At 73.5% G+C, this 23,747-nt stretch carries 20 protein-coding genes and 1 tRNA gene; 7 read left to right on the top strand and 14 right to left on the bottom strand.

Annotated features, from left to right (window positions below; genetic code table 11):
* Positions 1-39: 39 nt before the first annotated feature.
* Positions 40-282: a mycoredoxin gene (locus tag ABD990_RS13810; RefSeq protein ID WP_345380867.1), complete on the bottom strand. Its 243-nt coding sequence runs from the start codon at positions 280-282 to the stop codon at positions 40-42.
* Between the two features lie 108 nt (positions 283-390).
* On the opposite strand from ABD990_RS13810, the gene ABD990_RS13805 reads away from it, so the two are divergent.
* The 3 genes from ABD990_RS13805 (at position 391) to ABD990_RS13795 (ending at position 3,806) form a co-directional block, all read left to right on the top strand.
* Complete coding sequence (locus tag ABD990_RS13805; RefSeq protein ID WP_425569595.1) at positions 391-2,466, top strand: ATP-dependent DNA helicase UvrD2; 2,076 nt, start codon at positions 391-393, stop codon at positions 2,464-2,466.
* 659 nt (positions 2,467-3,125) lie between these two features.
* Positions 3,126-3,482: a WhiB family transcriptional regulator gene (locus ABD990_RS13800; protein ID WP_345381008.1), complete on the top strand. Its 357-nt coding sequence runs from the start codon at positions 3,126-3,128 to the stop codon at positions 3,480-3,482.
* 84 nt (positions 3,483-3,566) lie between these two features.
* Positions 3,567-3,806, top strand: a complete 240-nt coding sequence (locus tag ABD990_RS13795; RefSeq protein ID WP_345380865.1) for a hypothetical protein — start codon at positions 3,567-3,569, stop codon at positions 3,804-3,806.
* Between the two features lie 210 nt (positions 3,807-4,016).
* Here the strand turns inward: ABD990_RS13795 and ABD990_RS13790 are convergent, their stop codons facing one another.
* On the bottom strand, positions 4,017-5,333 hold the full coding sequence (locus ABD990_RS13790; RefSeq protein WP_345380864.1) for an ABC1 kinase family protein: 1,317 nt from the start codon (positions 5,331-5,333) through the stop codon (positions 4,017-4,019).
* On the bottom strand, positions 5,330-6,397 hold the full coding sequence (locus ABD990_RS13785) for a hypothetical protein (RefSeq protein WP_345380863.1): 1,068 nt from the start codon (positions 6,395-6,397) through the stop codon (positions 5,330-5,332). Before ABD990_RS13785 ends, ABD990_RS13790 begins: the two co-directional genes overlap by 4 nt.
* A gap of 129 nt (positions 6,398-6,526) precedes the next feature.
* Between ABD990_RS13785 and ABD990_RS13780 the strand changes: the two genes are divergently transcribed.
* On the top strand, positions 6,527-7,126 hold the full coding sequence (locus ABD990_RS13780) for a M48 metallopeptidase family protein (protein WP_345380862.1): 600 nt from the start codon (positions 6,527-6,529) through the stop codon (positions 7,124-7,126).
* Positions 7,127-7,273: 147 nt separating this feature from the next.
* Here ABD990_RS13780 and ABD990_RS13775 read toward each other — a convergent pair whose 3' ends face one another.
* Positions 7,274-8,797, bottom strand: coding sequence for a zinc-dependent metalloprotease (locus ABD990_RS13775; protein WP_345380860.1), 1,524 nt, complete (start codon positions 8,795-8,797; stop codon positions 7,274-7,276).
* A 50-nt stretch (positions 8,798-8,847) separates the two neighbouring features.
* Between ABD990_RS13775 and ABD990_RS13770 the strand changes: the two genes are divergently transcribed.
* The 3 genes from ABD990_RS13770 (at position 8,848) to ABD990_RS13760 (ending at position 13,407) form a co-directional block, all read left to right on the top strand.
* Positions 8,848-9,870, top strand: coding sequence for a YlbL family protein (locus tag ABD990_RS13770; RefSeq protein ID WP_345380859.1), 1,023 nt, complete (start codon positions 8,848-8,850; stop codon positions 9,868-9,870).
* Between the two features lie 226 nt (positions 9,871-10,096).
* Entirely contained in the window at positions 10,097-13,033 is a 2,937-nt protein-coding gene (locus ABD990_RS13765; RefSeq protein WP_345380858.1) for a UPF0182 family protein, read from the top strand.
* 297 nt (positions 13,034-13,330) lie between these two features.
* Positions 13,331-13,407, top strand: a tRNA-Met gene (locus ABD990_RS13760).
* A gap of 202 nt (positions 13,408-13,609) precedes the next feature.
* Here ABD990_RS13760 and ABD990_RS13755 read toward each other — a convergent pair.
* The 10 genes from ABD990_RS13755 to katG all read right to left on the bottom strand — a co-directional run bounded on the left by ABD990_RS13755 (position 13,610) and on the right by katG (position 23,566).
* Positions 13,610-13,990 (bottom strand): hypothetical protein, encoded by a 381-nt coding sequence (locus ABD990_RS13755; RefSeq protein ID WP_345380857.1) that lies wholly within the window; start codon positions 13,988-13,990, stop codon positions 13,610-13,612.
* Entirely contained in the window at positions 13,987-15,072 is a 1,086-nt protein-coding gene (pqqE, locus tag ABD990_RS13750; protein ID WP_345380856.1) for a pyrroloquinoline quinone biosynthesis protein PqqE, read from the bottom strand. The genes ABD990_RS13755 and pqqE overlap by 4 nt, the downstream gene beginning before the upstream one ends.
* Positions 15,065-15,406, bottom strand: a complete 342-nt coding sequence (gene pqqD / locus ABD990_RS13745; RefSeq protein ID WP_345380855.1) for a pyrroloquinoline quinone biosynthesis peptide chaperone PqqD — start codon at positions 15,404-15,406, stop codon at positions 15,065-15,067. Before pqqD ends, pqqE begins: the two co-directional genes overlap by 8 nt.
* Before the next feature lie 5 nt (positions 15,407-15,411).
* On the bottom strand, positions 15,412-16,122 hold the full coding sequence (gene pqqC, locus ABD990_RS13740; protein WP_345380854.1) for a pyrroloquinoline-quinone synthase PqqC: 711 nt from the start codon (positions 16,120-16,122) through the stop codon (positions 15,412-15,414).
* 10 nt (positions 16,123-16,132) lie between these two features.
* The gene (gene pqqB / locus ABD990_RS13735) at positions 16,133-17,023 is read right to left on the bottom strand and encodes a pyrroloquinoline quinone biosynthesis protein PqqB (protein WP_345380853.1); all 891 of its coding nucleotides are present in this window, start codon (positions 17,021-17,023) and stop codon (positions 16,133-16,135) included.
* Between the two features lie 73 nt (positions 17,024-17,096).
* Positions 17,097-17,192, bottom strand: coding sequence for a pyrroloquinoline quinone precursor peptide PqqA (gene pqqA, locus ABD990_RS13730; protein ID WP_345380851.1), 96 nt, complete (start codon positions 17,190-17,192; stop codon positions 17,097-17,099).
* A 53-nt stretch (positions 17,193-17,245) separates the two neighbouring features.
* Positions 17,246-18,940, bottom strand: coding sequence for a PQQ-dependent dehydrogenase, methanol/ethanol family (locus tag ABD990_RS13725; protein ID WP_345380850.1), 1,695 nt, complete (start codon positions 18,938-18,940; stop codon positions 17,246-17,248).
* Between the two features lie 14 nt (positions 18,941-18,954).
* Positions 18,955-19,422 (bottom strand): MSMEG_3727 family PQQ-associated protein, encoded by a 468-nt coding sequence (locus ABD990_RS13720; RefSeq protein ID WP_345380849.1) that lies wholly within the window; start codon positions 19,420-19,422, stop codon positions 18,955-18,957.
* Between the two features lie 380 nt (positions 19,423-19,802).
* Positions 19,803-21,197 (bottom strand): DNA-binding protein, encoded by a 1,395-nt coding sequence (locus ABD990_RS13715; protein WP_345380848.1) that lies wholly within the window; start codon positions 21,195-21,197, stop codon positions 19,803-19,805.
* 185 nt (positions 21,198-21,382) lie between these two features.
* Positions 21,383-23,566, bottom strand: a complete 2,184-nt coding sequence (katG, locus tag ABD990_RS13710; protein WP_345381007.1) for a catalase/peroxidase HPI — start codon at positions 23,564-23,566, stop codon at positions 21,383-21,385.
* Between the last annotated feature and the right edge of the window lie 181 nt (positions 23,567-23,747).

The following is a 23,747-nucleotide window of genomic DNA, read 5'->3' as shown; positions in this document are numbered from 1 at the left end:
CCCGACCGGACGGGTCCGGTCGGGGTCGTGTGGCGCGGGTCAGGCCGCGGCGAGCCGCTTCTTCACCTCGGCGAAGCTCGGGTTCGTCGCGGTGGTCTCGTCCGGGAACAGCAGTGTCGGCACCGTCTGGTTGCCGCCGTTGACGCCCTCCACGAACCGTGCCGCGTCGGGATCCCGCTCGATGTCGATCTCGCGGTACCGGATCCCCGCCTCGTCCAGCTGGAGCTTGAGGCGGCGGCAGAAGCCGCACCACGTGGTGGAGTACATCGTCAGCTGCGCCATGTCGGGTTCAACAGCGGCGGCGACCGTGCCGTTCCGCACCCGATTGTGCAGTGGCTCACGCCGTGAGGGTCCGCCGGAAGCGTCGGTGGGGTTTGTCAGGATGGAGTGGTGACGGCTCCCGTGACGGCTCCCGCCGACCCCGACCGGCTCGACGAGGAACAGCGGGCCGCCGTCACCGCGCCGCGCGGGCCGGTCTGCGTGCTGGCCGGCGCGGGCACCGGGAAGACGCGCACGATCACGCACCGGATCGCGCACCTCGTGCGACACGGGCACGTCGCGCCCGGGCAGGTCCTCGCCGTCACGTTCACGGCCCGGGCGGCGGGGGAGCTGCGCACGCGGCTCCGCGCGCTCGACGCCGGGGGCGTCCAGGCCCGCACCTTCCACGCGGCCGCGCTGCGCCAGCTGCGCTACTTCTGGCCGCGGGTCGTGGGCGAGCGGCCGTGGCAGCTGCTCGAGGGCAAGCTGCGGCTGATCGGCCAGGCCGCCGCGCGCGCCCGCGCGGGCACCGACTCGGACGCGTTGCGGGACCTCGCCACCGAGATCGAGTGGGCCAAGTCCAGCCTGATCACGCCGGAGGGCTACCCGGCCGAGGTCGCCCGGCTGCGGCGGGACGTCCCGGGCCCGGTCGAGCAGGTCGCCCAGGTCTACGCGGCCTACGAGGCGCTGAAGAACCGGGCCGAGGCGCTCGACTTCGACGACCTGCTGCTGCACGTCGCCGCCGCGCTGGAGGAGCACCGCGCGGTCGCCGAGGAGTTCCGCGACCGGTACCGCTGCTTCGTGGTGGACGAGTACCAGGACGTCACCCCGCTGCAGCAGCGCGTGCTCGACGCCTGGCTCGGCGAGCGGGACGACCTGACCGTCGTCGGCGACGCCAACCAGACGATCTACACCTTCGCCGGGGCCTCGCCGCGCTACCTGCTGGACTTCCCGCGCCGCTTCCCGGACGCCACCGTCGTCCGGCTGACCCGCGACTACCGCTCCACCCCGCAGATCGTGGCCTGCGCGAACACGGTGATCGGCGCCGCGCGCGGCCGGGTCGCCGGGAGCCGGCTGCGGCTCGTCGGGCAGCTCCCGCCGGGGCCGGACCCGGACTTCGCCGAGTACGAGGACGAGCCGGCCGAGGCCGCCGCCGTCGCCGCGAAGATCCGCAGGCTGATCGCCGACGGCACCCCGCCCGCCGAGATCGCCGTGCTGTTCAGGATCAACGCGCAGTCGGAGAGCTACGAGCAGGCGCTGACCGAGGCCGGCGTGCCGTACCAGGTGCGCGGCGGCGAGCGCTTCTTCACCCGCGCCGAGGTGCGCCGGGCGATGGTCGCGCTGCGCACCGCACCGCCGCTGCCCGAGGGGATGGACCTGGTCACCGCGGTGCGCCGGGTGCTCTCGACGGTCGGGCTCACGGACGAACCGCCCGCCGGCACGGCGATGCGCGCGCAGTGGGAGTCGCTGCTCGCGCTGGTGGGGCTGGCGGAGGAGCTGGCAGCCGTCGAGCCGCAGGCCGACCTGCGCCGGTTCTCCGCCGAGCTCGAGACGCGGGCGGACGCCTCGCACCCGCCGGTGGTCCAGGGCGTGACGCTCGCGTCGCTGCACGCCGCGAAGGGCCTGGAGTGGGACGTCGTGTTCCTCGTCGGGCTCGTCGACGGCACCCTGCCGATCCAGCACGCGGAGGGCGACGAGGCCGCGATCGAGGAGGAGCGCCGGCTGCTCTACGTCGGGGTGACCCGGGCGCGCCGGGTGCTGCGCATGTCCTGGGCGCTCGCGCGGGCCTCCGGCCGCGGGCGCCAGCGGCGCCGCAGCCGCTTCCTGTACGGGCTGATCCCCGAGGAGCACCCGGCCTCGCGCGTCGCGCAGGGCGACCGTCGCCGGCAGGGCGGGCCGAAGCCGCGCTGCCGGGTGTGCGGGGAGCCGCTGATCGGCACCACCGCGCTGAAGCTGCAGCGGTGCGGGGCCTGTCCGTCCGACGTGGACACCGAGCTGCTGGAGCGGCTGCGGGACTGGCGCGGCGAGGTGGCCCGGCGGCAGGGCGTGCCGTCCTACGTGATCTTCACGGACGCCACGCTCACCGCCATCGCCGAGCAGCGCCCGGCCGACGCCGCGGCGCTCGTCGGCATCCCGGGGATCGGGGCCCGCAAGCTCGACCGCTACGGCCCCGAGGTCCTCGCGCTGGTCAGCGACTCCGGAGCCTGAGTCTTCACCGCCTGCTCCGGTGTCGCCCCGAGTGACCGCGGGGCGACGGGCCGGCGGCCGGCGGGTGGACCGGAAACTGCTTCTCGAATCAACGGATTAATTCTGTTGTGCGGGTCGGGCGCCCCCTTCTACTCTCGCATGCACGGACGGAGCAACGCCCCGTCCTTCCGCACGGATCCGCGCCGAGCTGCCGGAGAGGAGGCGCCGCCATGGAGATCTTCGCGATGACGACCGGGACGACCGGGACCCCGCGTGGGATCGCGCCCGTCGGTGCCTGCACCCGCCTCGGCTATGCGCCGTCCCTCCGCCGCCCGCGCGGCGGTTGGCCGATCTCCGTGCACCGTGCCCTCCGCACCGAGAAGCAGGTGCCGTTCGCGGTCGTCACCGATCACAACTGGACAGGTGTGTCCGTTCCGAGCGGGCTGTGCCGACGAAGGTCGTAGCAGCCGAGCCGGCCGAGAAGTTTCGGGGCCGCGGAACCCACACCAGGGATCCGCGGCCCTTTTTCGTGTCCCCACCCGGGGCACGACGTCCACCCCGTCCACCACCGAAGGAAGAGAACACCCACCACACCAGGAGGTAGTGCGGTGCTAGTCAGATCCACCCCGTGCGACGGCGGGGCGATCCGGCACGAATACGGCGGCGGCGACACCGCTCCCGTGCCCGGCGGCCTGCTCGGCGACGTCCCGGAGTCCGGCCTGGACCTGCCCTGCCGGCAGGGCGAGGCGGACCTGTGGTTCGCCGAGTCGCCGGCCGAGCTGGAACGGGCCAAGGCGCTGTGCGAGAGCTGCCCGATCCGGATCGAGTGCCTCGCGGGCGCCCTCTCACGCGAGGAGCCCTGGGGCGTGTGGGGAGGCGAGATCTTCGAACGAGGAGTCGTCATCCCGCGCAAGCGCCCGAGGGGCCGGCCCAGCAAGGCCGACCTCGCCCGTGACCGGGCGTGGGCCGAGGCCCACCAGAAGGCACAGGAGCGGGCCCGGCAGATGGCCGGCGCGAACGCCCGGCCCTGCGCCTGACGACCGAGAACCCGCAGCCCGACCAGGACCGACGCCCGATCCCCTTCCCCCGGGGCCGGCGTCCCACTTCGAGGAGACCTTCCGATGACCGATCTCGTGATCCGCACCGACCGGCCGGCCCGCGACGTGCGCACCCGCATCGACGCCCACGGCACCGCGATGTTGGTGATGAACGAAGCCCTGGCCCGATCGCGACAGCAAGAGGCCGAGGAGGCCGCGCGCGACCACCGGCTCGCGCGTCGGCTCTCCGCGGGCCGGCGCTGGGACCGGGTGGCGGCGTACGCCGCCCGCCGCGCCGCGCGCGCCCGCGCCGCCTCCGGCTGAGTCGCGGGAGGGCACCGCGGTACACGTCCGCCGGGAGCCGGGTCCGCACGCGTCGGACCGGGCCCCGGCGACGGGTGACGCCCCGCCGCCCTCGCTCGCCACGACGGCCGCCGCGCGTCCCACCGCGGTACCTGACGCCCGCCCCGGGAGCTACCTCCGGGGCGGGCGTCGTGCCGTCCGCTAGCCGAGCCCGGCGCGGACGCCGGGGTGTCAGCTCGCCGCGAACAGCTCCGGCTGCCAGTGCCCCACGATGCTGCGCAGCGGGACCTCCGCCTCGAGCTGGCACAGCACGCCGAGGGTGCCGAGGGTGACCCGGTGCACCAGCAGGTACTGCGGCGGCAGGTTCAGCGCGCGCCCGGTGTCGAACTCCGGGCGCCGCAGGTCGCCGACCCGCTCGGCCTGCTTCTGCAGCCAGGCCCGGCTGAACCGGAACCGTTCGGTGTGCAGGGGCTCGGTGAACGGTGCCAGGTAGGCGAGGGCCTCCTCCGCGGTGAGCTCCGTGCCGGGGCGCACGAAGCCCTCGTCCCGCAGCAGCTGGAGCAGGTCGGCGGGCCGGTTCTCCAGGGCGTACTTGGTCATGACGGTGAGCGGCGGCGGCAGCCCCTCGGGGAGCCGGGCCACAGCCCCGAAGTCGACGACGAGCAGCCGGCCGTCGTCGAGGATCTGGAAGTTGCCGGGGTGCGGGTCGGAGTGCAGCAGGTGCAGCCGGTACGGCGCCGAGTAGTGGAACCCGGCGAGCCGCGCCCCCGCGTGGTCGCGCTCCTCGGTCGTGCCGGAGCGGATCACCTCCGACAGCCGGCGCCCGGTGACCCACTCGCTCACCATCGCCCGCGGCGCCGACGCGACGACCTTCGGCACCCGGATCTCCGGGTCGCCGTCGTACTCGGCGGCGAAGGCCCGCTGGTTGTCGGCCTCGTCCCGGTAGTCGAGCTCCTCGACCATCCGCTCCTGCAGCTCGCTGATCAGCGGCTTGACGTCCATGCCCGGCGCCAGCGGCTGCAGCAGCCGGCTCATCCGGGACAGCTGGCGCAGGTCGGAGCGCAGCGCCTCCTCCGCGCCCGGGTACTGGACCTTGACGGCCACCTCCCGGCCGTCCCGCCACACGGCGCGGTGCACCTGGCCGATGCTCGCCGCGGCGGCGGGCTCCTCGTCGAACTCGCGGAAGCGGGACCGCCAGTTGCGGCCGAACTGCTCGGCCAGCATCCGGTGCACGTCCGACGGGGGCATCGGCGGGGCCGCGCTCTGCAGCTTGGTCAGCGCGTCCCGGTACGGCCCGGCCAGCTCCTCGGGCACCGCGGCCTCGAAGATGCTCAGCGCCTGACCGAACTTCATCGCGCCGCCCTTGAGCTCGCCCAGGACCGCGAAGAGCTGCTCGGCGCTCTTGGCCATCATCTGCGCGGTGATCTGCTCCCGGTCGCCGCCCGCGAGGCGCCGACCCCATCCTGCGGCGGCGCGCCCGGCGACACCGAGCGGCAGGCTGGCCAGCTTGGCCGTGCGGGAGGCGGTCCGGCGGGGGATGTCGCTCACCTCATGATTGTCTCCCGCCGCGCGGCCGGCTCGCACGTCGCGCCGACCTCTGCGGCGCGCGTGGGGGAGGGCTGCGTCACACCTGGCGCCGCTGTCGCCGCCGCGCCCGCCCCGCAGTGGCAGTCGGGGTGCGCCCGCCAGGGCCGCCGCCGCAGGTATCCGCCGTGCACGTCGAGCTCGAGGGCCGCGCCGAGGCTCGGCGGCGGGCGCTCGCCGTCGAGCGCGAGGAGCGCCTGCGCCGCACCGAGCGCGGCCGTGGCGGTGACGGCCTCGGGTTCCGCCCCGCCGCTGCGCCCGGTCAGCTGCGCCGCGACGACCGGCCACGCCGGGTCGAGGTCGCCCCGCCCCAGCTCGACGCACCGCAGGCACGGGGAGCGCCCGACCAGGACCAGCGGGCCCACCACACCGACGCCGTCCCGGACCAGGACCGGCAGGTGGTCCGTGCCGGCGGCCGCGAGCCCGGTGGCCACCTCCGGCGCGGGGACCACTGCGTCCGTGAGCACCACGAGATCGGGTGCCCGCCCCGGCGGCAGGGCGTCCTTGGCCGTGCCCGCGCGAGCGCGCCGGACCGCCGCGGCGGCCGCCTCGCCGCGGGGCCTGCCCACCGACTCCTCCCCGTACCCGTACCCCACGTCCCCGCTCTCGACGTGCCCGCGGGCGACGACCTGTACCGCGCCGACGCCCGCCCGGGCGAGCGCCACCGCCACCCCGACCGCCAGCGGCCCGTCGCCCCGCACCTGCACCGCGCAGGCCGCCCGACGCCCGGCCCGTCGCTCGCCCGTGCCCGGGTCGACCAGCGCGCCACGGTCCACGAGCCCCCGCAGCAACGCCTGCGCGAACTCGACGCCGACCCCGCGGGCCGCGGCCTCGGCCACCCAGTCCAACGCGACGGCCGGCGCGCGCAGCCGCTCGAGCAGGGGGAGCACCGCGGCGGGCAGGCCGCCGACCACCACGTTGCCCCGCGGGGCGAGGCCGACCTGGCGGGCGCGGGCGCCCCGGGCCAGCAGCGGACGGTGCGGGGCGAGGACCAGCCGGCGGGGGAGGGAGGCGACGGTGCGGATCACGGCCCCGAGCATGGTCGGCGGCCCGCCGCCCCGCGAACGGTTGTCCACAGGCGCGCCGATCTGTGGACAACCCGGGCCGCCGGAGATCCTCCGCTCCCGCCCGCCCGGCGCGGGGCCTAGGGTGGGGGAATGGCGAGCCCCGCGGTCGTCGAGGTGAGACGGAGTCAACGGCGGCGTCGGATGGTCAGCGCGCGGCGCGAGGGTGACACGGTGATCGTGTTCATCCCGGGCTGGATGAGCGAGGCCGAGGAACGGCGCTGGGTGGACGAGATGGTCAGCCGGCTCGAGAAGAGCGAGGCGAAGCGGCGCTCACCCGGCAGGCACGGCGACGGGGCGCTGCTGGACCGCTGCCTCGAGCTGTCGAAGCGGTACCTGGGCGGCCGGGCCACCCCGGCGTCGGTGCGGTGGGTGCCGCCGATGCGCACCCGCTGGGCCTCGTGCACCCCGCAGGACCGCACGATCCGGATCAGCGAGCGGCTGCGCGAGGCCCCCGGCTGGGTGGTCGACTACGTGCTGGTGCACGAGCTGGCGCACCTGCTCGCCCCGGGCCACGACGACTACTTCTGGTCGCTCGTGCACCACTACCCGCGCACCGAGCGGGCCATCGGCTACCTGGAGGGGCTGTCGGCGGCCGCCGGCCTGGGCCTGGTCGGCACGGACGGCGAGGACCTGCCGGACGTCGACGAGGAACCCGAGGCCGCGGGCGAGGCCGCCGCGAGCGTGAGCTGACCCGCTCGGGCCGGCCCGCTCACGCGAGGTGGAGGCCGACCCGCTCGGTGCTCACCGGTCCGGCACAGCGAACTCCGAGCCGAACGCGACACGGCGCCGGCCCCTCCGGGGACCGGCGCCGTGCGGTTCGGGTGATCGAGCGGACGATCAGGTGCGGGGCGACCCGCCCTCGTCGTCGTCCCGCTTCTCGGGGGCGTCCCCGGCGGCGCCGGGACCCTCGGCGGAGGCGGCACCCGGCTCGTCGTCCGTGCCGGGCTCCTCGGGCTTCTCCTGCTCCGCGGCCTCGGCGGCCTCCGCGGCGAACTGCTTCTCCAGCTCGGCGATCGGGTCGTCCGTGTCGCGGCGGTGGACGAACGCGGCCGGGTCGTCCAGGTCGTCCGTGTCCGGCAGCAGGTCGGGGTGCGCCCACACCGCGTCCCGCCCCTCGATCCCGCGCTCGTCGCCGAGGAGCTTCCACAGCTCGGCGGCGGCGCGCAGCTTCCGCGGCCGCAGCTCGAGCCCGACGATGGAGGCGAACGCCTGCTCGGCGGGTCCGCCGGAGGCGCGGCGGCGGCGCAGGGTCTCGCGCAGCGCGCCCGCACCCGGCAGCCGCTCGCCGACGCCCTCGGCGACCACGGTGTCCACCCAGCCCTCGATGAGGGCGAGCAGCGTCTCCAGCCGGGCCAGCGCCGCCTTCTGCTCGGGCGTGGTCTGCGGCTCGAACATGCCGGACTGCATGGCCTCCTGGATCGACGCCGGGTTCGACGGGTCGATCTGGCGGGCCATGTCCTCGATGCGCGAGGTGTCGACGGTGATGCCGCGGGCATAGTCCTCGACCGCGCCGAGCAGCCGCTCCCGCAGCCACGGCACGTGCGCGAACAGCCGGTGGTGGGCCGCCTCGCGGGCGGCCAGGTAGATCATGACCTCGCTGGCCGGGCGGTCGAGGCCGCCGGTGAACTTCTCGATCGCCTCCGGCAGCAGCGCCGCCGTGCGCTCCGGCCCGACCGGGAACCCGACCTCGGTGCCGGTGAGCACCTCCGCCGCGAGCTGGCCGAGGCCGCTGCCGAGCTGGCTGCCGAAGGCGAGCCCGCCCATCTGCCCGATCATCGCGAGCATCGGCCCGGCCGCGCTGCGGATCTCCTCGGGCAGGCCCTCCACCCAGGCTCCGGAGACGCGTTGGGCCACCGGGTCGCACAGCCGCTTCCAGGTCGGCATGCTCGCCTTCACCCAGTCCGTCGGCGTCCACGCCACGGTCTCGGTGGCGCCGGCGGGGAACTCGGTGGCCGGGTCGAGCCACAGCTCCGCGAGCTTGAGGGCGTCGGCCACGGCGGTGCGCTGCGCGTCCGTCAGGGACGAGGTCTTCTGCGCGAGCTGCTGGGTGGCCATCTGCGCGGCCAGGTCGTAGTTGACCGGGCCGCCGCCGCCACCCGTCTGGCTGGCGCTGGACAGCATCTGCCCGAGCTGGCTGAGCATCTGGCCGAGCTGGCCGACGTCGAAGCCGCCCGGGCCGCCGCCGGGCATGCCGGGCATCCCCGGCATCCCGGGGATGCCGGGGAACTGACCGCCGCCGGGCAGGTTGCCGAAGCCGAAGGGGTCCTTGGGACCCTCGTTGCCGCCCTCTCCCTCGTCCCGTCTGCGGTCGCGGTCCGGGTCGCGGTCGGAGGGGCCGAAGCCGAACGGGACGTCACTCATGCCGACCACGGTACGCGGCCCCCGGGCCCCGCGGCGTAGGTTCGCTCTCCGTGAGCCGCCGGACGTCGACGCTGGTCGCCGCCGTGCTCCTGGTGATCGTGGTGGTGGGCGTCGGGACCGTCGTCCGCGTGCCCTTCGTCGCCCTGGGGCCCGGACCGACCTACGACACCCTGGGCGCCGTGGACGGGACGCAGGTCGTCGCCGTCGACGGGGCGCCGACCTACCCCACCTCGGGGCACCTCAACATGACCACCGTCTCGGTCAACGACGGCGTGACCGGGCTGCAGGCGCTCGGGTTCTGGCTGGCGCCGGACCGTCGGCTGGTGCCGCGGGACACCGTGTTCCCGCCCGGGCGGTCGACCGCGGAGGTCGACAAGGAGAACGCGGAGCAGTTCACGGCGTCGGAGACGAACGCCGAGCTCGCCGCGCTGTCCGAGCTGAAGCTGCCGACCCGGGCCACCGTGGCCGACGTCGTGCCCGGCTCGCCGGCCGAGGGCGTGCTGCAGCCGGGCGACACCATCGTCTCGGTGCGCGGGATGCCGGTCGCGACCCCGCAGGCCGTGGCCGACGCGCTGAACGGCACGAGCCCGGGCCAGCCCGTCGTCGTCACCTACCGGCGCGGCGACGCCCAGCAGGACGTGACGATCACGCTCGGCTCCAGCCCCGACCGGCAGCAGGGCATGCTCGGCGTGCGGCCGGGCGTGCAACCGGCCACCGGGGCCATCACCATCAGCCTCGGCGACATCGGCGGTCCGTCGGCGGGCCTGATGTTCGCGCTCGCCGTGGTGGACAAGCTCACGCCGGGCGAGCTCAACGGCGGGCAGTTCGTCGCGGGCACCGGCACCATCACCGCGGACGGGACCGTCGGGCCGATCGGCGGCATCCCCTTCAAGATGCGGGCGGCGCGGGACGCGGGTGCGGTCACCTTCCTCGTGCCGAGCGACAACTGCGCCGAGGCCGCGCAGAACGCGCCCGACGGGCTTCGGCTGGTCCGGGTGACGACGCTCGCCTCCGCCGTCGACGCGCTGGAGACGCTCGACGTCGGCGGGCCGGCCCCCGCCTGCACCCCCTGACCGGTCCCGGAGCCCTCCCGGGCGGCTCCGCGAACGGTTCCTGAGCCGACCCTGAGCGGTCCGTGAGCTGGACGGATCCGGACCGCCGGGAGAACGCGGTACCGTCGCCCGCGAGCGGACACGGACCGGACGAACCGTACGAACGGTGCGCGCACACGGGACACACGGGAACTCCACACGCCGTCCGTAGAGTTGACGCACCTGAACCGACCCTCGAGGAGTTGCCGTGGCCATGCGGCCCCCGGCGGGAGCACCGTCGTTGTCCCGCCGTACGCGGATACTGTTGATCGCGGCCGCGGTCCTGGTGGTGGTGCTGCTCGGCGGGTCCCGGTTGGTCGACTTCTACGTCGACTGGCTCTGGTACGGCGAGACGGGCTACCGCGGGGTGCTCGGCACCGTGATCGCCACACGCGTCGTCCAGTTCGTGATCGGTGGGCTGCTGCTCGGCGGGGCGGTCTGGCTCACGCTGTGGCTCGCCTACCGGTTCCGCCCGGTCTTCGTGCCGGTCAACGGGCCGGAGGACCCGATCGCCCGGTACCGCACCGTGATCATCTCCCGGCTGCGGGTGTTCGGGATCGGCATCCCGGTGATCGTCGGCATCATCGCCGGGCTGGCCGCCCAGGGCGACTGGCAGACCACGCAGATGTTCCTGAACGGCACGCCGTTCGGGCAGACCGATCCCGAGTTCGGCAACGACATCGGCTTCTACGCCTTCACGCTGCCGTTCGTCCGGATGCTGCTGAACTGGCTGTTCGTCACCGTCGCGATCTGCTTCGTGGTCGCGCTGATCGCGCACTACGTCTTCGGCGGGATCCGGCTGGCCGGCCGCTCGGGCCAGGTCTCGGCGGCCGCCCGGGCCCAGCTGGCGATCCTCGCCGGCGTCTTCGTGCTGCTCAAGGCGGTCGCGTACTACCTCGACCGGTACGAGCTGCTCTACTCCGACCGCAACCAGAACTTCTTCGGCGCCACCTACACGGACCTCAACGCCGTGATGCCGGCGAAGATCATCCTGCTGGTCATCTCGATCATCTGCGCCGCCGCCTTCTTCGCCGCGGTGTTCCGCCGGAACCTGCAGCTCCCGGCCATCGCGGTGGTGCTGCTGGTGCTGTCGAGCGTGCTGGTCGGCGCGGCGTGGCCCGCCGTGCTGCAGCAGTTCGTGGTCGCGCCCAACGCGAACGAGCGCGAGGCGCCGTCCATCGAACGCAACATCGCGGCCACCCGGCAGGCCTTCGGGCTCACGGACGACAAGGTCACGATCGAGCCCTACTCGGGCACCTCGACCGCCACATCGGCGCAGGTCCGGGCGGACACGACCACGATCCCGAACATCCGCCTGCTCGACCCGAGCAAGCTGACGAAGACCTTCACGCAGCTCCAGCAGCGGCGGAACTTCTACGGCTTCCCGGAGAAGCTCGACATCGACCGCTACACGGTCGACGGGCAGAAGCAGGACTACGTGGTCGCCGCCCGCGAGCTGGACTCGAGCGCGCTCGTTGGCAACCAGCAGGACTGGATCAACCGGCACCTCGTCTACACCCACGGCAACGGCTTCGTCGCCGCGCCGGCCAACCAGGTCAACGCGGCGCTGGAGGACACCGGCGGCCAGGGCGGCCTGCCGCGGTTCACCGTCAGCGACACCACGACCGAGGGACAGATCCCGGTCGCCGAGCCGCGGATCTACTACGGCGAGCTCATCACGGACTACTCGATCGTCGGCGCCGAGGAGGGCGCCGCGCCGCGCGAGTACGACACCGACACCGCGCAGTACACCTACACGGGCAGGGGCGGCGTCTCGCTCGGCAACCTGTTCAACCGGCTGGTCTTCTCGCTCTACTACGGCGAGCGGAACATCCTGTTCAACAGCTCGATCAACGACAACTCGAAGATCATGTACGACCGGGACCCGCGGGACCGCGTCGAGAAGGTCGCCCCGTGGCTGACCGTCGACAACGACCCGTACCCGGCGGTCGTCGACGGGCGGATCCAGTGGGTCGTCGACGGCTACACGACGCTGCGGAACTACCCGTACGCGGAGCAGGTGCCGCTGGGTGACACCACGCAGGACAGCCAGCTCGGCCTGCAGGGCCAGCGGCTGCCCAACGAGACCGTCAGCTACCTGCGGAACTCGGTGAAGGCGACGGTCGACGCGTACGACGGCACCGTCACGCTCTACGCGTTCGACGACAAGGACCCGGTGCTGCAGACCTGGATGAACGCCTTCCCGGGCACCGTCAAGCCGGCGTCGGACATCAGCGACTCGCTGCGCGAGCACTTCCGCTACCCGGAGGACCAGTTCAAGGTCCAGCGCGAGCTGCTGACCCGCTACCACGTCGACAACCCGGGCGAGTTCTTCTCCACGGTGTCGTTCTGGGACGTCCCGTCCGACCCGACGGTGCAGGGCAACACGGGTGCGGCGCAGGACGCGCAGCCGCCGTACTACCTGATGACCGGCCTGCCCGGGCAGCAGGGCGCGAGCTTCCAGCTCACCAGCGCGCTGGTGAGCCTGCGCCGCCAGTTCATGGCCTCGTACATGTCCGCCAGCTCGGAACCGGACACCTACGGCAAGATCACCGTGCTGCAGCTGCCGGCGGACACGCAGACGCTCGGCCCGCAACAGGTCCAGGCGCAGTTCCTCGGCTCGCCCAACGTGTCCTCCGAGCTGAACCTGCTGCGGCAGAACCAGACCACGATCGACTACGGGAACCTGCTGACGCTGCCCGTGGCCGGTGGGCTGCTGTACGTCGAACCCGTGTACATCGAGCGGGCGGGGCAGGACTCGTCGTACCCGCAGCTCGCGCGGGTGCTGGTGAGCTTCGGCGGCCGTGTCGGGTACGACCCGAACCTCTCGGCGGCGCTGGACCAGGTGTTCGGGGCGGGCGCGGGTGCCGGGGCGGCGGGGACCACCCCGGCCCAGGGCTCGACACCGCAGGCCCCGTCCACCGCGGCGCCGACGCCGGGTACCGGGACCAGTCCCGAGCTCGCGTCCGCGGCGAACGAGATCTCCTCGGCCCTCGCGCAGCTGAGGGCCGCGCAGCAGTCGGGTGACTTCGCGGCCCAGGGCGACGCGCTCTCGGCCCTCGACGCGGCCGTGAAGAAGTTCCAGGCCGCGCAGAGCGCCGCGCCGGCGGCCCCGGCCACCCCGGCCCCGTCGCCGGGCGGCTGACGCCACTGAGAGCGCTCAGGCGGGCGGTCCCGGATCCGGGGCCGCCCGTCGGCGTTCTCGGGCCGTGTTCTCGGGCCGCACGGACCGGGCCGGGATGTGAGCAGGCCCACCGGATCCGGGGCACACCGCGCTGACCGGTGCAAACGCGCGGCCACGGCTGACAGGCCGCCGTCGTCCCAGGTCAGCGGGTTCGACGCCGGGACCGACCCCCCGTGCACGCGCCGTTCGCGGGCGTGTAATGTTCTGGGCACAACAGCAAGACAGCAGTGCGAAGCCCGGAAGGGCCGACCACAGTGACGCGGGGTGGAGCAGCTCGGTAGCTCGCTGGGCTCATAACCCAGAGGTCGCAGGTTCGAATCCTGCCCCCGCTACCACGTCGAAGGGCCCTCGGGAGAACCTCCCGAGGGCCCTTCGCAGTTCGGGCGGTGCTTCCCGGCGAGCTGAGGCAGTGGGATCAGCCGAGGGGTGCCGAACCACCGGGACAGCCGGTCGAGCAGCTCCCGCTGATCCTCACCGACCCACGCCACGTGGCCGACCGGGCGCAGCGGCGCCGCGGGCACGTGATCAGGGGAGCGGTCACCCGACGCGGGGCGGGACAGGTTCCCGACCGTGCCGCAGCCGCCACCACACGGACGGCGGCGGACGTTCCAGCGGTGCGACGACGCGGACCGCGGCCCAGTCGTCGTCGGCGAAGTAGGCCGTGCGGCGCTCCCGCCACCGGTCGGCGAGCTCCCGGAGCGCGTCGAGGGGCAGGGCCGGACCCGTGAGCGAGCGCTGGACGGCGGTCAGCCAGGGCAGCAGCTCGTGGCAGATCGGGTCGGGGGCGTCGGCGTACGTGCACTCCTGGCGCAGCGCCGCGGCGTCGCACCCGATGCGGTACGCCAGCTCCGCCTGGTCGACGTCCGGGTGGCCGGGCCTGCGCTCGGCGCGCGTCGGCCGCGGGGACGGGGCCGTCACGACGACCCCGCCCGGTGCGGCCGGGGGACGAGGGTGTCCGGCCGCTCCTCCTCGTTGGCGGCCCGCACGGCCTCGACGACGATCCCGTGGTCGGGGGACAGGTGACAGACCGGGTCGGTGCGGGCGGCGTCGCCGGTGAGCTGGAACGCCTGGCAGCGGCAGCCCCCGAAGTCGACCTCCCGGCGGTCGCAGCTCCGGCAGGGATCCGGCATCCAGTCGGTGCCCCGGAACCGCCGGAACAACGGCGAGTCCGTCCAGATCCGGACCAGGGATTCCTCGCGCACGCTGGCGCGGGGGAGCGGCAACGTCTGCGCGGCCGGGCAGGGCAGGGCGTCCCCGTTGGGTGCCACGGTGAGCTGACGCGCGCCCCAGCCGCCCATGCAGGGCTTCGGGTACTGCTCGTAGTAGTCGGGGAGGACGTAGACGACGTCCATGCGCCCCGCGAGGCGCCGGCTCGCCTCGCGCACGACCTTCTCCGCGCGCTCGAGCTGGTCCCGCGTCGGCAGGAGCGCCGCCCGGTTGCGCCACGCCCAGCCGTAGTACTGGGTGTTGGCCAGCTCGACGCGGTCGGCGCGCAGCTCCTCGGCCAGCCCGACGATGTCGGCGAGCCCGTCGATGTTCTGCCGGTGGAGCACCACGTTCACGGTGAGCGGCCAGTCCAGCTCCTTGACCACCCGCGCCGCCTCGATCTTGCGGGCGTAGGAGGGCGTCCCGGCGATCCGGTCCGACACCGCGGGGTCCTCGGCCTGGATGCTGATCTGCACGTGGTCGAGGCCGGCCGCACGCAGCTCCTCCGCGCGGCGCCGGGACAGCCCGACGGCGCTCGTCACCAGGTTCGTGTAGAGGCCGAGTTCGGTCGCCCGCCGCACCAGCTCCACCAGGTCCCGCCGCAGGAGCGGCTCGCCCCCGGAGAGGTGGCACTGGAGGACGCCCAGCTCCCGGGCCTCCTCGAGCACCCGCAGCCACTCCGCCGTCGTCAGCTCGTCCCGGTAGCCGGCGAGGTCGATCGGGTTGGAGCAGTACGGGCAGGCCAGCGGGCAGCGGTAGGTGAGCTCGGCCAGCAGGCCGAAGGGCCTATCCATCGACGGCCTCCGTGTCCCTGTCGGGCGCGGGTTCCGGGTCGATCCGCACGCACCGCCGGTCGACGAGGCCGGAGAGGAAGCGCTGCACATCGGCCTCGGCCACGCGGTCGTACCGCTTCCGCAGGTCCTCGACGATTCCGGCGACCGTGCGCCGGCCGTCGCACAGCCCGAGGATGTCCGCCCCCGTGCGGTTGAGGACGACCACGCACTCCGGCCGCAGCAGGACGTGCCGGTCCCGGGCGCGGTCGAAGGTCAGCCGGACGTGGGGCGCGAGCCGCGGACGCCCGGAGGCGGGCACCGTCGCGGCCAGCACCGCGGAGTCGGGGGAGCTCATCGGCATCACTCCGGGTAGGCGCGGTCGACGGCGTCCATCAGGGCCCAGAGCACGTCGCACTTGAAGGTCAGCGCCGCCACCGCCCGCTCCTGCTCCTCGGGCGAGCGGCAGTACCCGGTCACCACCTCCAGCGCGTGCTCGGAGTCGCGGGGCGCCTGGTGCAGCCGGGCCCGGAAGTACGTCAGCCCGTCCCGGTCGATCCACGGGTAGTACCGCTCGAACGCCGCGAGGCGCTCGGCCATCAGGTCCGGCGCGAAGAGCTCGGTGAGCGACGACGCCACGGCGTCGACCCACGGCGCCGTGCGGGCGAAGGTCACGTAGGCGTCGACGGCGAACCGTACGCCGGGGACGAGGTGGCGGTGGTCCAGCACCTCCGCGCGGGACAGCCCGGCGGCCTCGGCCAGGCGCAGCCACGCCTCGATGCCGCCCTCGGTGCCGGTCGTGCCGTCGTGGTCGACGATGCGCCGGATCCACCGCCGCCGGATCTCGAGCACGGGGCAGTTGGCGAGGATCGCGGCGTCCTTGCGGGGGATGTTCTCCTGGTAGTAGAAGCGGTTGGCCACCCAGCCCCGGATCTGCCGGGGGCTCAGCAGGCCCGCGTTCATCCGCACGTGGAAGGGGTGCTGGTCGTGGTAGCGCTGCGACCGCGCCCGCAGCGCGTCGACGAAGGCGTCCGTCGTCCCGGACCCGGTCGTCCCCATCGTTCCGGCCGTCATGGCACCCCTCTCAGACCTCCACCTCGAGGCCGTCCGTGGCGATCTCCGGCCCGCGTTCGCCGACGGCCCGCCGCTCCGGCGAGTCGTCCAGCAGCACGGGGTTGCTGTTGTTGAGGTGGACGTAGATCGTCCGTTCGACGGGCAGCGTCGCGAGCTGCTCGAGGCTGCCGCCGGGGCCGTCCATCGGGACGTGCCCCATGTCGCGCGCGGTCTTCGACGCGAGGCCCAGCCGGACCATCTCGTCGTCGCTCCAGCAGGTGCCGTCGAGGAGCAGGCAGGCGCAGTCCCGCAGCTGCTCCCGGACCGCGCCCAGGTCCTGCACACCCGGCAGGTAGACCGCGGCCCGTCCGCTGCGGGTGTCGGTCAGCCGGTAGCCGACCACCCGTCCCTCGGCCCGTCCCGGCCCGAAGCGGGCCGCCTTCCTGGTCGGGACGTCGAAGGCGCGGTAGGACAGCCCGTCCGCCAGCGTGACGTCGACGCCCGGCACGACCGGGTGCCAGTCGACGGGGCAGTAGCGCTCGAGCGTCCGGAGGATCCCGGAGCCCTGGCACAGGGTCTCGCGCACCGCGGCCGTCGCGTGCAGCTCCAGCGCCCGACCCTCGCGCAGCAGCAGCAGGCCGAGCGTGTGGTCGAGCTCGGCGTCCGTGAGCAGCACGGCCTGCAGCGGTGTCTCCCGGCCCGGGCGCGGGTGCAGGGCGGGGAAGGCCTCGATCTGCGCCCGGACGTCCGGCGAGGCGTTGAGCAGGAACCAGGACCGGCGGTCGGCGCTCACCGCGACCGACGACTGCGTGCGCGGCGTGCCGGGCCGGGTCCCGTCACGGACCGCCCGGCACCCCGGGCAGTCGCAGTTCCACTGCGGGAACCCGCCGCCGGCGGCCGAACCGAGCACCCGCAGCCACATCCGTACACCTCGCCCCCCGGAGCGGGAGGGCGCCGGGCCCGAGGACCCGGCGCACCTCTCCACCTCCTGTCAGTCAGTCCTCCCACCGGGCGACGTACATCGTCACCTCGGGGGCGACCCCGATCTCGTCGAACTCCGGTGGCTCCCACACGGCGAGCTGGGACTCCATGGACTCACCTCCCCTCTGCGCGAACTGCGGGATCCGTACGTTCCTCGACCGGCCTACTCCGGGAGGGCGAAGGCGATCAGCGCGCTGCCGTGGCCCGCGCCGAGCATCCCCGGGAGGAAGCCCTCGGCCCATCCGCCCCAGCCGACCGGCACGACGACGTACTGCCGTCCGTCCACGCTGTAGGTCGACGGGCTGCTGTGGTGGCCGCTGCCGCACTGGAACTGCCAGAGCAGCTCCCCGTTGCGGGCGTCGAGGGCGTTGAACTCGCCGGAGGGCTCACCGGCGAAGACCAGGTCACCCGCGGTGGCCAGCACCGAGGCGCACATCGGGAGGTCGTTGCGCCAGCGCCACTTCTCCTCGCCGTTCGCGTCGAAGGCGCTGATCGAGCCCGCCATGTCCTCGATGTCCACCTGCACGCCGGCGCCCCAGTAGGGGATGCTCTCCTTGAACTCGCGGCGCCGGCGGGTGGCCGTCGCCCCGGTGTCCTGGACGGGCACGTAGAACAGCTCGGTCCGCGGGCTGTACGCCGCGTGCGTCCACTCCTTCGCGCCCGCCGGGCCCGGGTAGAAGTGGACCGGTTCGCCTTCCTTGTCGGGGTACTTCGAGGCCGTCACCTTGCCGTCCCGCGTGATGTTGCCCCAGTCGATCCGGTCGACGAACGGGGTGATCTGCACCAGCTGGCCGTTGGTGCGGTCGAGGACGAAGAAGTAGCCGTTCTTGTCGAAGTGCCCGAGCAGCTTGCGCCCCTCCGACTCGAAGAGGATGCACTCGGCTATGCTGTCGTAGTCCCACACGTCGTGCGGCGTGCACTGGTAGTGCCAGCGGATCTGCCCGCTGTCCACGTCGACGGCGATGATGCTGTCCGTGTAGAGGTTGTCGCCCTCCCGGACCTCCCCGTCGAAGTCCGGTGCGGGGTTGCCCGTGCCCACGTACAGCAGGTTCGTCTCGGGGTCGAAGGTGCCGGTCAGCCAGCAGTTCGCCCCGCCGCGGGCCCACGCCTGCCCGTCGGCCGGCCACGTCTCCGAACCGGGCTCGCCCGGCTTCGGGACCGTGTAGCAGCGCCACACGTGGTCGCCGCTCTCGACGTCGAAGGCGTCGAGGTGGCCGCGCACCCCGAACTCGCCGCCGGAGCTGCCGACGATCACCATGTTCTTGACCACCAGCGGCGCCACGGTGGCGCTCTCGCCGGCGCGCACGTCGCCGTAGGTCCGGTCCCAGACCCGCTTGCCGTTGGTGGCGTCGAGCGCGAGCACGTGGGCGTTGGCCGTCACGAAGAAGACCTTGCCCTGGGCGACCGCGACCCCGCGGTTCACGTTCCCGCAGCACAGCGACACGTCGAACGGGACGGCGTGCTTGTAGCGCCAGATCTCCACGCCGGTCTTGGCGTCGAGGGCCCAGACCCAGCCGTCCCAGCCGGCGACGAACATGATTCCGTCGACGACGATCGGGGTGGCCTCGAACGAGTAGGTCGACGCCCCGGCGATCAGGCCGGTGGTGCCGGCCTGGAAGACCCAGGCGGGGACGAGCTTCTTGACGTTCTCGGTGTTGATCTGGTCCAGCGGGCTGTACCGCTGCCCGTCGTAGGCGCCGTAGTAGGTGAGCCAGTTCTGCGGCTCCGAGCGGGCGTCGAGGATGCGCTCGTAGGTGACGCCGGAGACGACCGGCGGTGCGGTCTCCGCGCCCGGGGTCTTGTAGTTCAGCGTGCCCTGGTCGATGGCCTCGCCGGCGTCGACGTACTCGACGGTCATGGGACTGCTCCTTCCTACGGCCGCGGCTGGTCGGGTCGGTCGAGGCGGGCCTCGGGCGGGACGTCGCCCAGCACGACGATGGCGCCGGTCAGACCCCGGCCCTCATCGTTGCCGGTGGGCGAGCTGAACCAGTAGTAGCCGGGTCCGTCGAGATTGAGCCTGGCGCGGCCCCGGGAATGGTTCACCAACCAGATGAACTTCCGGTCCCCATTGCTGGGGAACAGCGCGCAATGCGTGTTGAGGTCGTCGTTGAAGATCTCGATCTCGATGTCGCCGCCGTGCGGCATGACGATGACCGAGGGGTCCCAGCAGAGCTCGTCCGGGTTGATCCGGAGCCGGGCCTGCATGGTGCCGTCCTCACGCTCCTTGGCCTGCTCGATGTTGCCGGTCGCGATCACGCGGCCGATGGGTCCCTTGTTCTGGGTGTCCAACCCCAGCTTGTGCAGCAGTTCGGCCCGCTCGTGGGCGGTGCTGGCTGTCATCGGCTTCGCCTCCTGGTCCGCGACTCCACGTGTCATCCGCGTCGCGCGCCCGACCACCCGCCGGTCCGGGTTCGAGGTCGTGCGCCGGGCTCCGGGCTCCGGGCACGACGCCGAGCCCGGTCGTCCACGGGCATCGGTCGCTGTAGGTCGTTCTCGAAAGCCGTCCGAGGAATACGCACGGCGAGCGATGGGAACGGCGTTCGCCGACGCGATCGGACCCCGCCCCTAATCGTTCACCGAAGGAGCCGAACGTTACGCGCGTCACATCTTCAGCGGCAAGGTCGTGTACTGATTCCCGGTCGGGCGCGCCGTTCGTCCGCCCGGAGCTACCGTTCCTTCGCGATCCGGTGCCGCCGGAAGATCGGGGGGAACGGGTGCGTTCAGATCCCCAGGGCCCGCCGGACGGCCGGGGCGTTCCGCCGGGACACCGGCACGCGGTCCCGCGCCCTGCTGTCCAGGACCAGCGACAGCTCGCCCTTCCCCCCGCGGTCGACCTCCCGCACGCGGCCGAGGTTGACCACGAACCGCCGGTGCACCCGCAGGAAGCCGGCGTCGGCCAGCTCGTCGTCGAGCCGGTCCAGGCCCGCGGAGGCGGCCCGCAGGCGTCCCTCGTCCGTCGAGAGCCACACGTCGTTGCCGTCCGCCTCGGCGAGGTAGACCTCGGACGGCCGCAGCAGGACGAGGCGGTTCTCGCGCAGCGCGACGAGCCGCCGCGGCTGCATCCGCGGCCGGGCCGGCCCCTCGACGTCCGTGAGCAGCTCCCCGTCGACGGTGCCGAACGCGAGCAGGCTGCCCACCATCCGCCCGGACACGAACACGGGGCGGACGGTGACCGGGGTCGGCTCCTCCGCGAGGTGGGTGAAGACCTGGGTCGAGCCCACCCAGTCGCGGTTGTGGGCGGCCTGCCGGTGGGCGTACCGGGAGATCCCGATCAGGTCGGGCAGCCCCGGGTTCCAGCGCACCGTCGGGTCGATCGCGGGGGTCGAGGCCGGGACACCCATCAGCACGCTCGCCCGCTCGTCGGCGATCACCACCTTGCCGGCCGTGTCGATCGCGGCGTGGCCGGTGGCGGGCCGGCCCCGGGCCTGCGTGTAGGCCGCGACGAGGGCGGTCCCGCTGTCCCGGGCCCGGCTGCGCAGCGTGCGCCGGGTGGTGGCGACGGCGTGCGAGAGCCACGCGCCGGTCGACTCGGGGAGTGCGGTGCGCCAGCAGGAGATGTTCAGGACCGCGATGGGGTCCCGCGTCACGACGTCCCGCACGGCGATGCCGGCGCACACCCAGTTGTGGAAGGCCTGGCACCAGTGCTCGGCGCCGCGGACCAGGACCGGGCCGTGAGCCTCCAGCGCCGTGCCCATGCCGTTCGTCCCCGCGGCGCACTCCGACCAGCAGAACCAGGGCGCCAGGTTGGAGCTCGACGCCCGGTTCAGCGTCGCGTTGTTGCCCCACGCGGCGAGGATCCGCCCGGTGGCGTCGGTGACGGTCACGATGCCGCTCAGGTTGTCGACGTCCTGCGCCACGGACGCGGCGAGGCCGCCCAGCTCGGTGAACACGACGTCGTGCTCGAGGGTGTGGTCGATCTGCTCGACGGCCACCGGGGCGGCGCTCAGGTGCGGGTCGACGCGGTACTGCTCCCGGCAGCGGTGCCAGGAGACCACCACCTCGGGGCGGACCCCCGAGACGCTGTCCTCGCCCTGCACGAAGCGCTCCCAGGCCGCGAACACGGTGTCCCGGTACGGGGTCGCCGTCGTGGGGCCGAGCCGGTGTACGTCGTTCATGAGGAGACCACTCGTCGTCGAGCTCGTCGTCCGAGCACAGCCAGGAAGGCCCACTGTAGGCACCGGCGCACCAGTGCGTCAGCCGACGAAAGGGCTCTCGGGACGGTGTCCCGAGAGCCCTTCCGGGTGGTGCCGGGTGCTCCGTGGAGGGGCCGGGGTACGGCCGTCCGGGCGCCGGAGCGGGGTCAGACCAGGTCGTACCGGTCCGCGTCCATGACCTTCGCCCAGGCGGCGACGAAGTCCCGCACGAACTTCTCCGCGGCGTCGTCGCAGGCGTAGACCTCCGCGACGGCCCGCAGCTCGGAGTTCGAGCCGAAGACCAGATCAGCGCGGGTGCCGGTCCACCGCACGTCGCCGCCGGAGCGGGGCCGGGCCTCGAACAGGTCGTCGTCGCCCGCCACCGACGTCCACTCGACGTCCATGTCGAGCAGGTTGGTGAAGAAGTCGGTGGTCAGGACCCCGACCCGGTCGGTGAACACGCCGGCCTTCGATCCGCCCGTGTTCGCGCCGAGCACCCGCAGGCCGCCGACCAGCACGGTCATCTCGGGCGCGCTCAGGTCGAGCAGGTTCGCCCGCTCCACGAGCAGGTACTCGCCCGGCAGCCGGTGGCCCTTGCCCCGGTGGTTGCGGAAGCCGTCGTGGGTGGGTTCCAGGTGGGCGAAGGACGCGACGTCCGTCTGGTCCTGGGTCGCGTCGGTGCGGCCCGGGGTGAACGGCACCTCGACCGGGAAGCCGGCGTCCTTCGCGGCCTTCTCGACCGCGGCGACGCCGCCGAGCACCACGAGGTCGGCGAACGACACCGGCGCGCCGAAGGAGGACTGCACGCCCTCCAGCGCGCGGACGACCTGGGCGAGCTCGTCCGGGTCGTTGACCTCCCAGCCGCGCTGCGGCTCGAGGCGGACGCGGCCGCCGTTGGCGCCACCGCGCTTGTCGCTGATCCGGAACGAGGACGCGGCGGCCCAGGCGGCGGCGACCAGCCGGGAGACCGACAGCCCCGTGTCGAGGATCCTCTCCTTGAGGGTCGCCACGTCCTCGGTCGACAGCGTGTAGTCGCCGCGGGCGGGGATCGGGTCCTGCCAGAGCAGCTCCTCCTGCGGCACCAGTGGGCCGAGGTAGCGCTGGATCGGACCCATGTCACGGTGGGTCAGCTTGAACCAGGCGCGGGCGAAGGCGTCGGCGAACTCCTCGGGGTTCTCGTGGAACCGGCGGGAGATCGGCTCGTAGATCGGGTCGAACCGGAGCGCGAGGTCCGTCGTGAGCATCGTCGGCTTCCGGGCCGGCTCGTTGGTCTCCGGGTCCGGGATGACGGTCCCGGCGTCCTTCGCCACCCACTGCCAGGCACCGGCGGGGCTCTTCTCGAGCTCCCACTCGAAGCCGAACAGGTTGTCGAAGAAGCCGTTGCTCCACCGCGTGGGGGTGGAGGTCCAGGTGACCTCGAGGCCCGAGGTGATGACGTCGCGGCCCTTGCCCGTGCGGAAGCCCTGCCGCCAGCCGAGGCCCTGCTGCTCGATCGGGGCGCCCTCGGGCTCGGGGCCGACGTTGTCGTCGACGTCCGGGTTCGCGGCGCCGTGGGTCTTGCCGAAGGTGTGGCCGCCGGCGATGAGGGCGACGGTCTCCTCGTCGTTCATCGCCATCCGGCCGAAGGTCTCGCGGATGTCGCGGGCCGCGGCGACCGGGTCCGGGTTGGCGTTCGGGCCCTCCGGGTTCACGTAGATGAGGCCCATCTGCACGGCGCCGAGCGGCCGCTCGAGCTCGCGGTCGCCGGTGTAGCGCTCGTCGCCGAGCCAGGTGCGCTCCGGGCCCCAGTAGACGTCCTCGTCCGGCTCCCACACGTCCGCGCGGCCCCCGGCGAACCCGAAGGGCCGAAGGCCCATGGTCTCCAGGGCGCGGTTGCCCGTGAAGATCATGAGATCGGCCCAGGAGACCTTCCTGCCCCACTTCTTCTTGACCGGCCAGAGCAGGCGGCGGGCCTTGTCCAGGTTGCCGTTGTCCGGCCAGCTGTTCAGCGGGGCGAAGCGCTGCATGCCGGCGCCCGCGCCGCCGCGGCCGTCCTCGACGCGGTAGGTCCCGGCGCTGTGCCACGCCATGCGGATCATGAACGGGCCGTAGTTCCCGAAGTCCGCCGGCCACCAGTCCTTGGAGTCGGTGAGGATCGCGTCGACGTCCCGGGCCAGCTCGTCCAGGTCGACGGTCGCGAACTCCGCGGCGTAGTCGAAGTCCGGGTCCATCGGGTTCGCGACGGGCGCGTGCTTGCGGAGGATCTTCAGGTTGAGCTGGTTGGGCCACCAGTCGGTGTTGCCGGCGCCCTCGGTCGGGTGCCCGAGGCGACCGCCGTGCACGGGGCAGCCGCCGGCCTCCTGCGTCTGCATCTGCTTCTCGACGGTGGTGTGGTCGTCGGACAGCGACACGTCGGTCCTCCTGCGCTCGGGGGAGTGTGGTGGGCGGTGGTGGGCGGTGTCCTCAGCGGTGTCCCGGCGGTGGCACACGGCGCGCCGCGGACCGCTCTGGGCACGGCGGGAGTCTGGCGCAGTCTCCGGAACGGATCGAGGA

It is taken from the genome of Pseudonocardia yuanmonensis, from assembly GCF_039542425.1.
GTDB classification, from domain to species: Bacteria; Actinomycetota; Actinomycetes; order Mycobacteriales; family Pseudonocardiaceae; genus Pseudonocardia; species Pseudonocardia yuanmonensis.
This window is presented reverse-complemented; position numbering and strand designations above follow the sequence as displayed.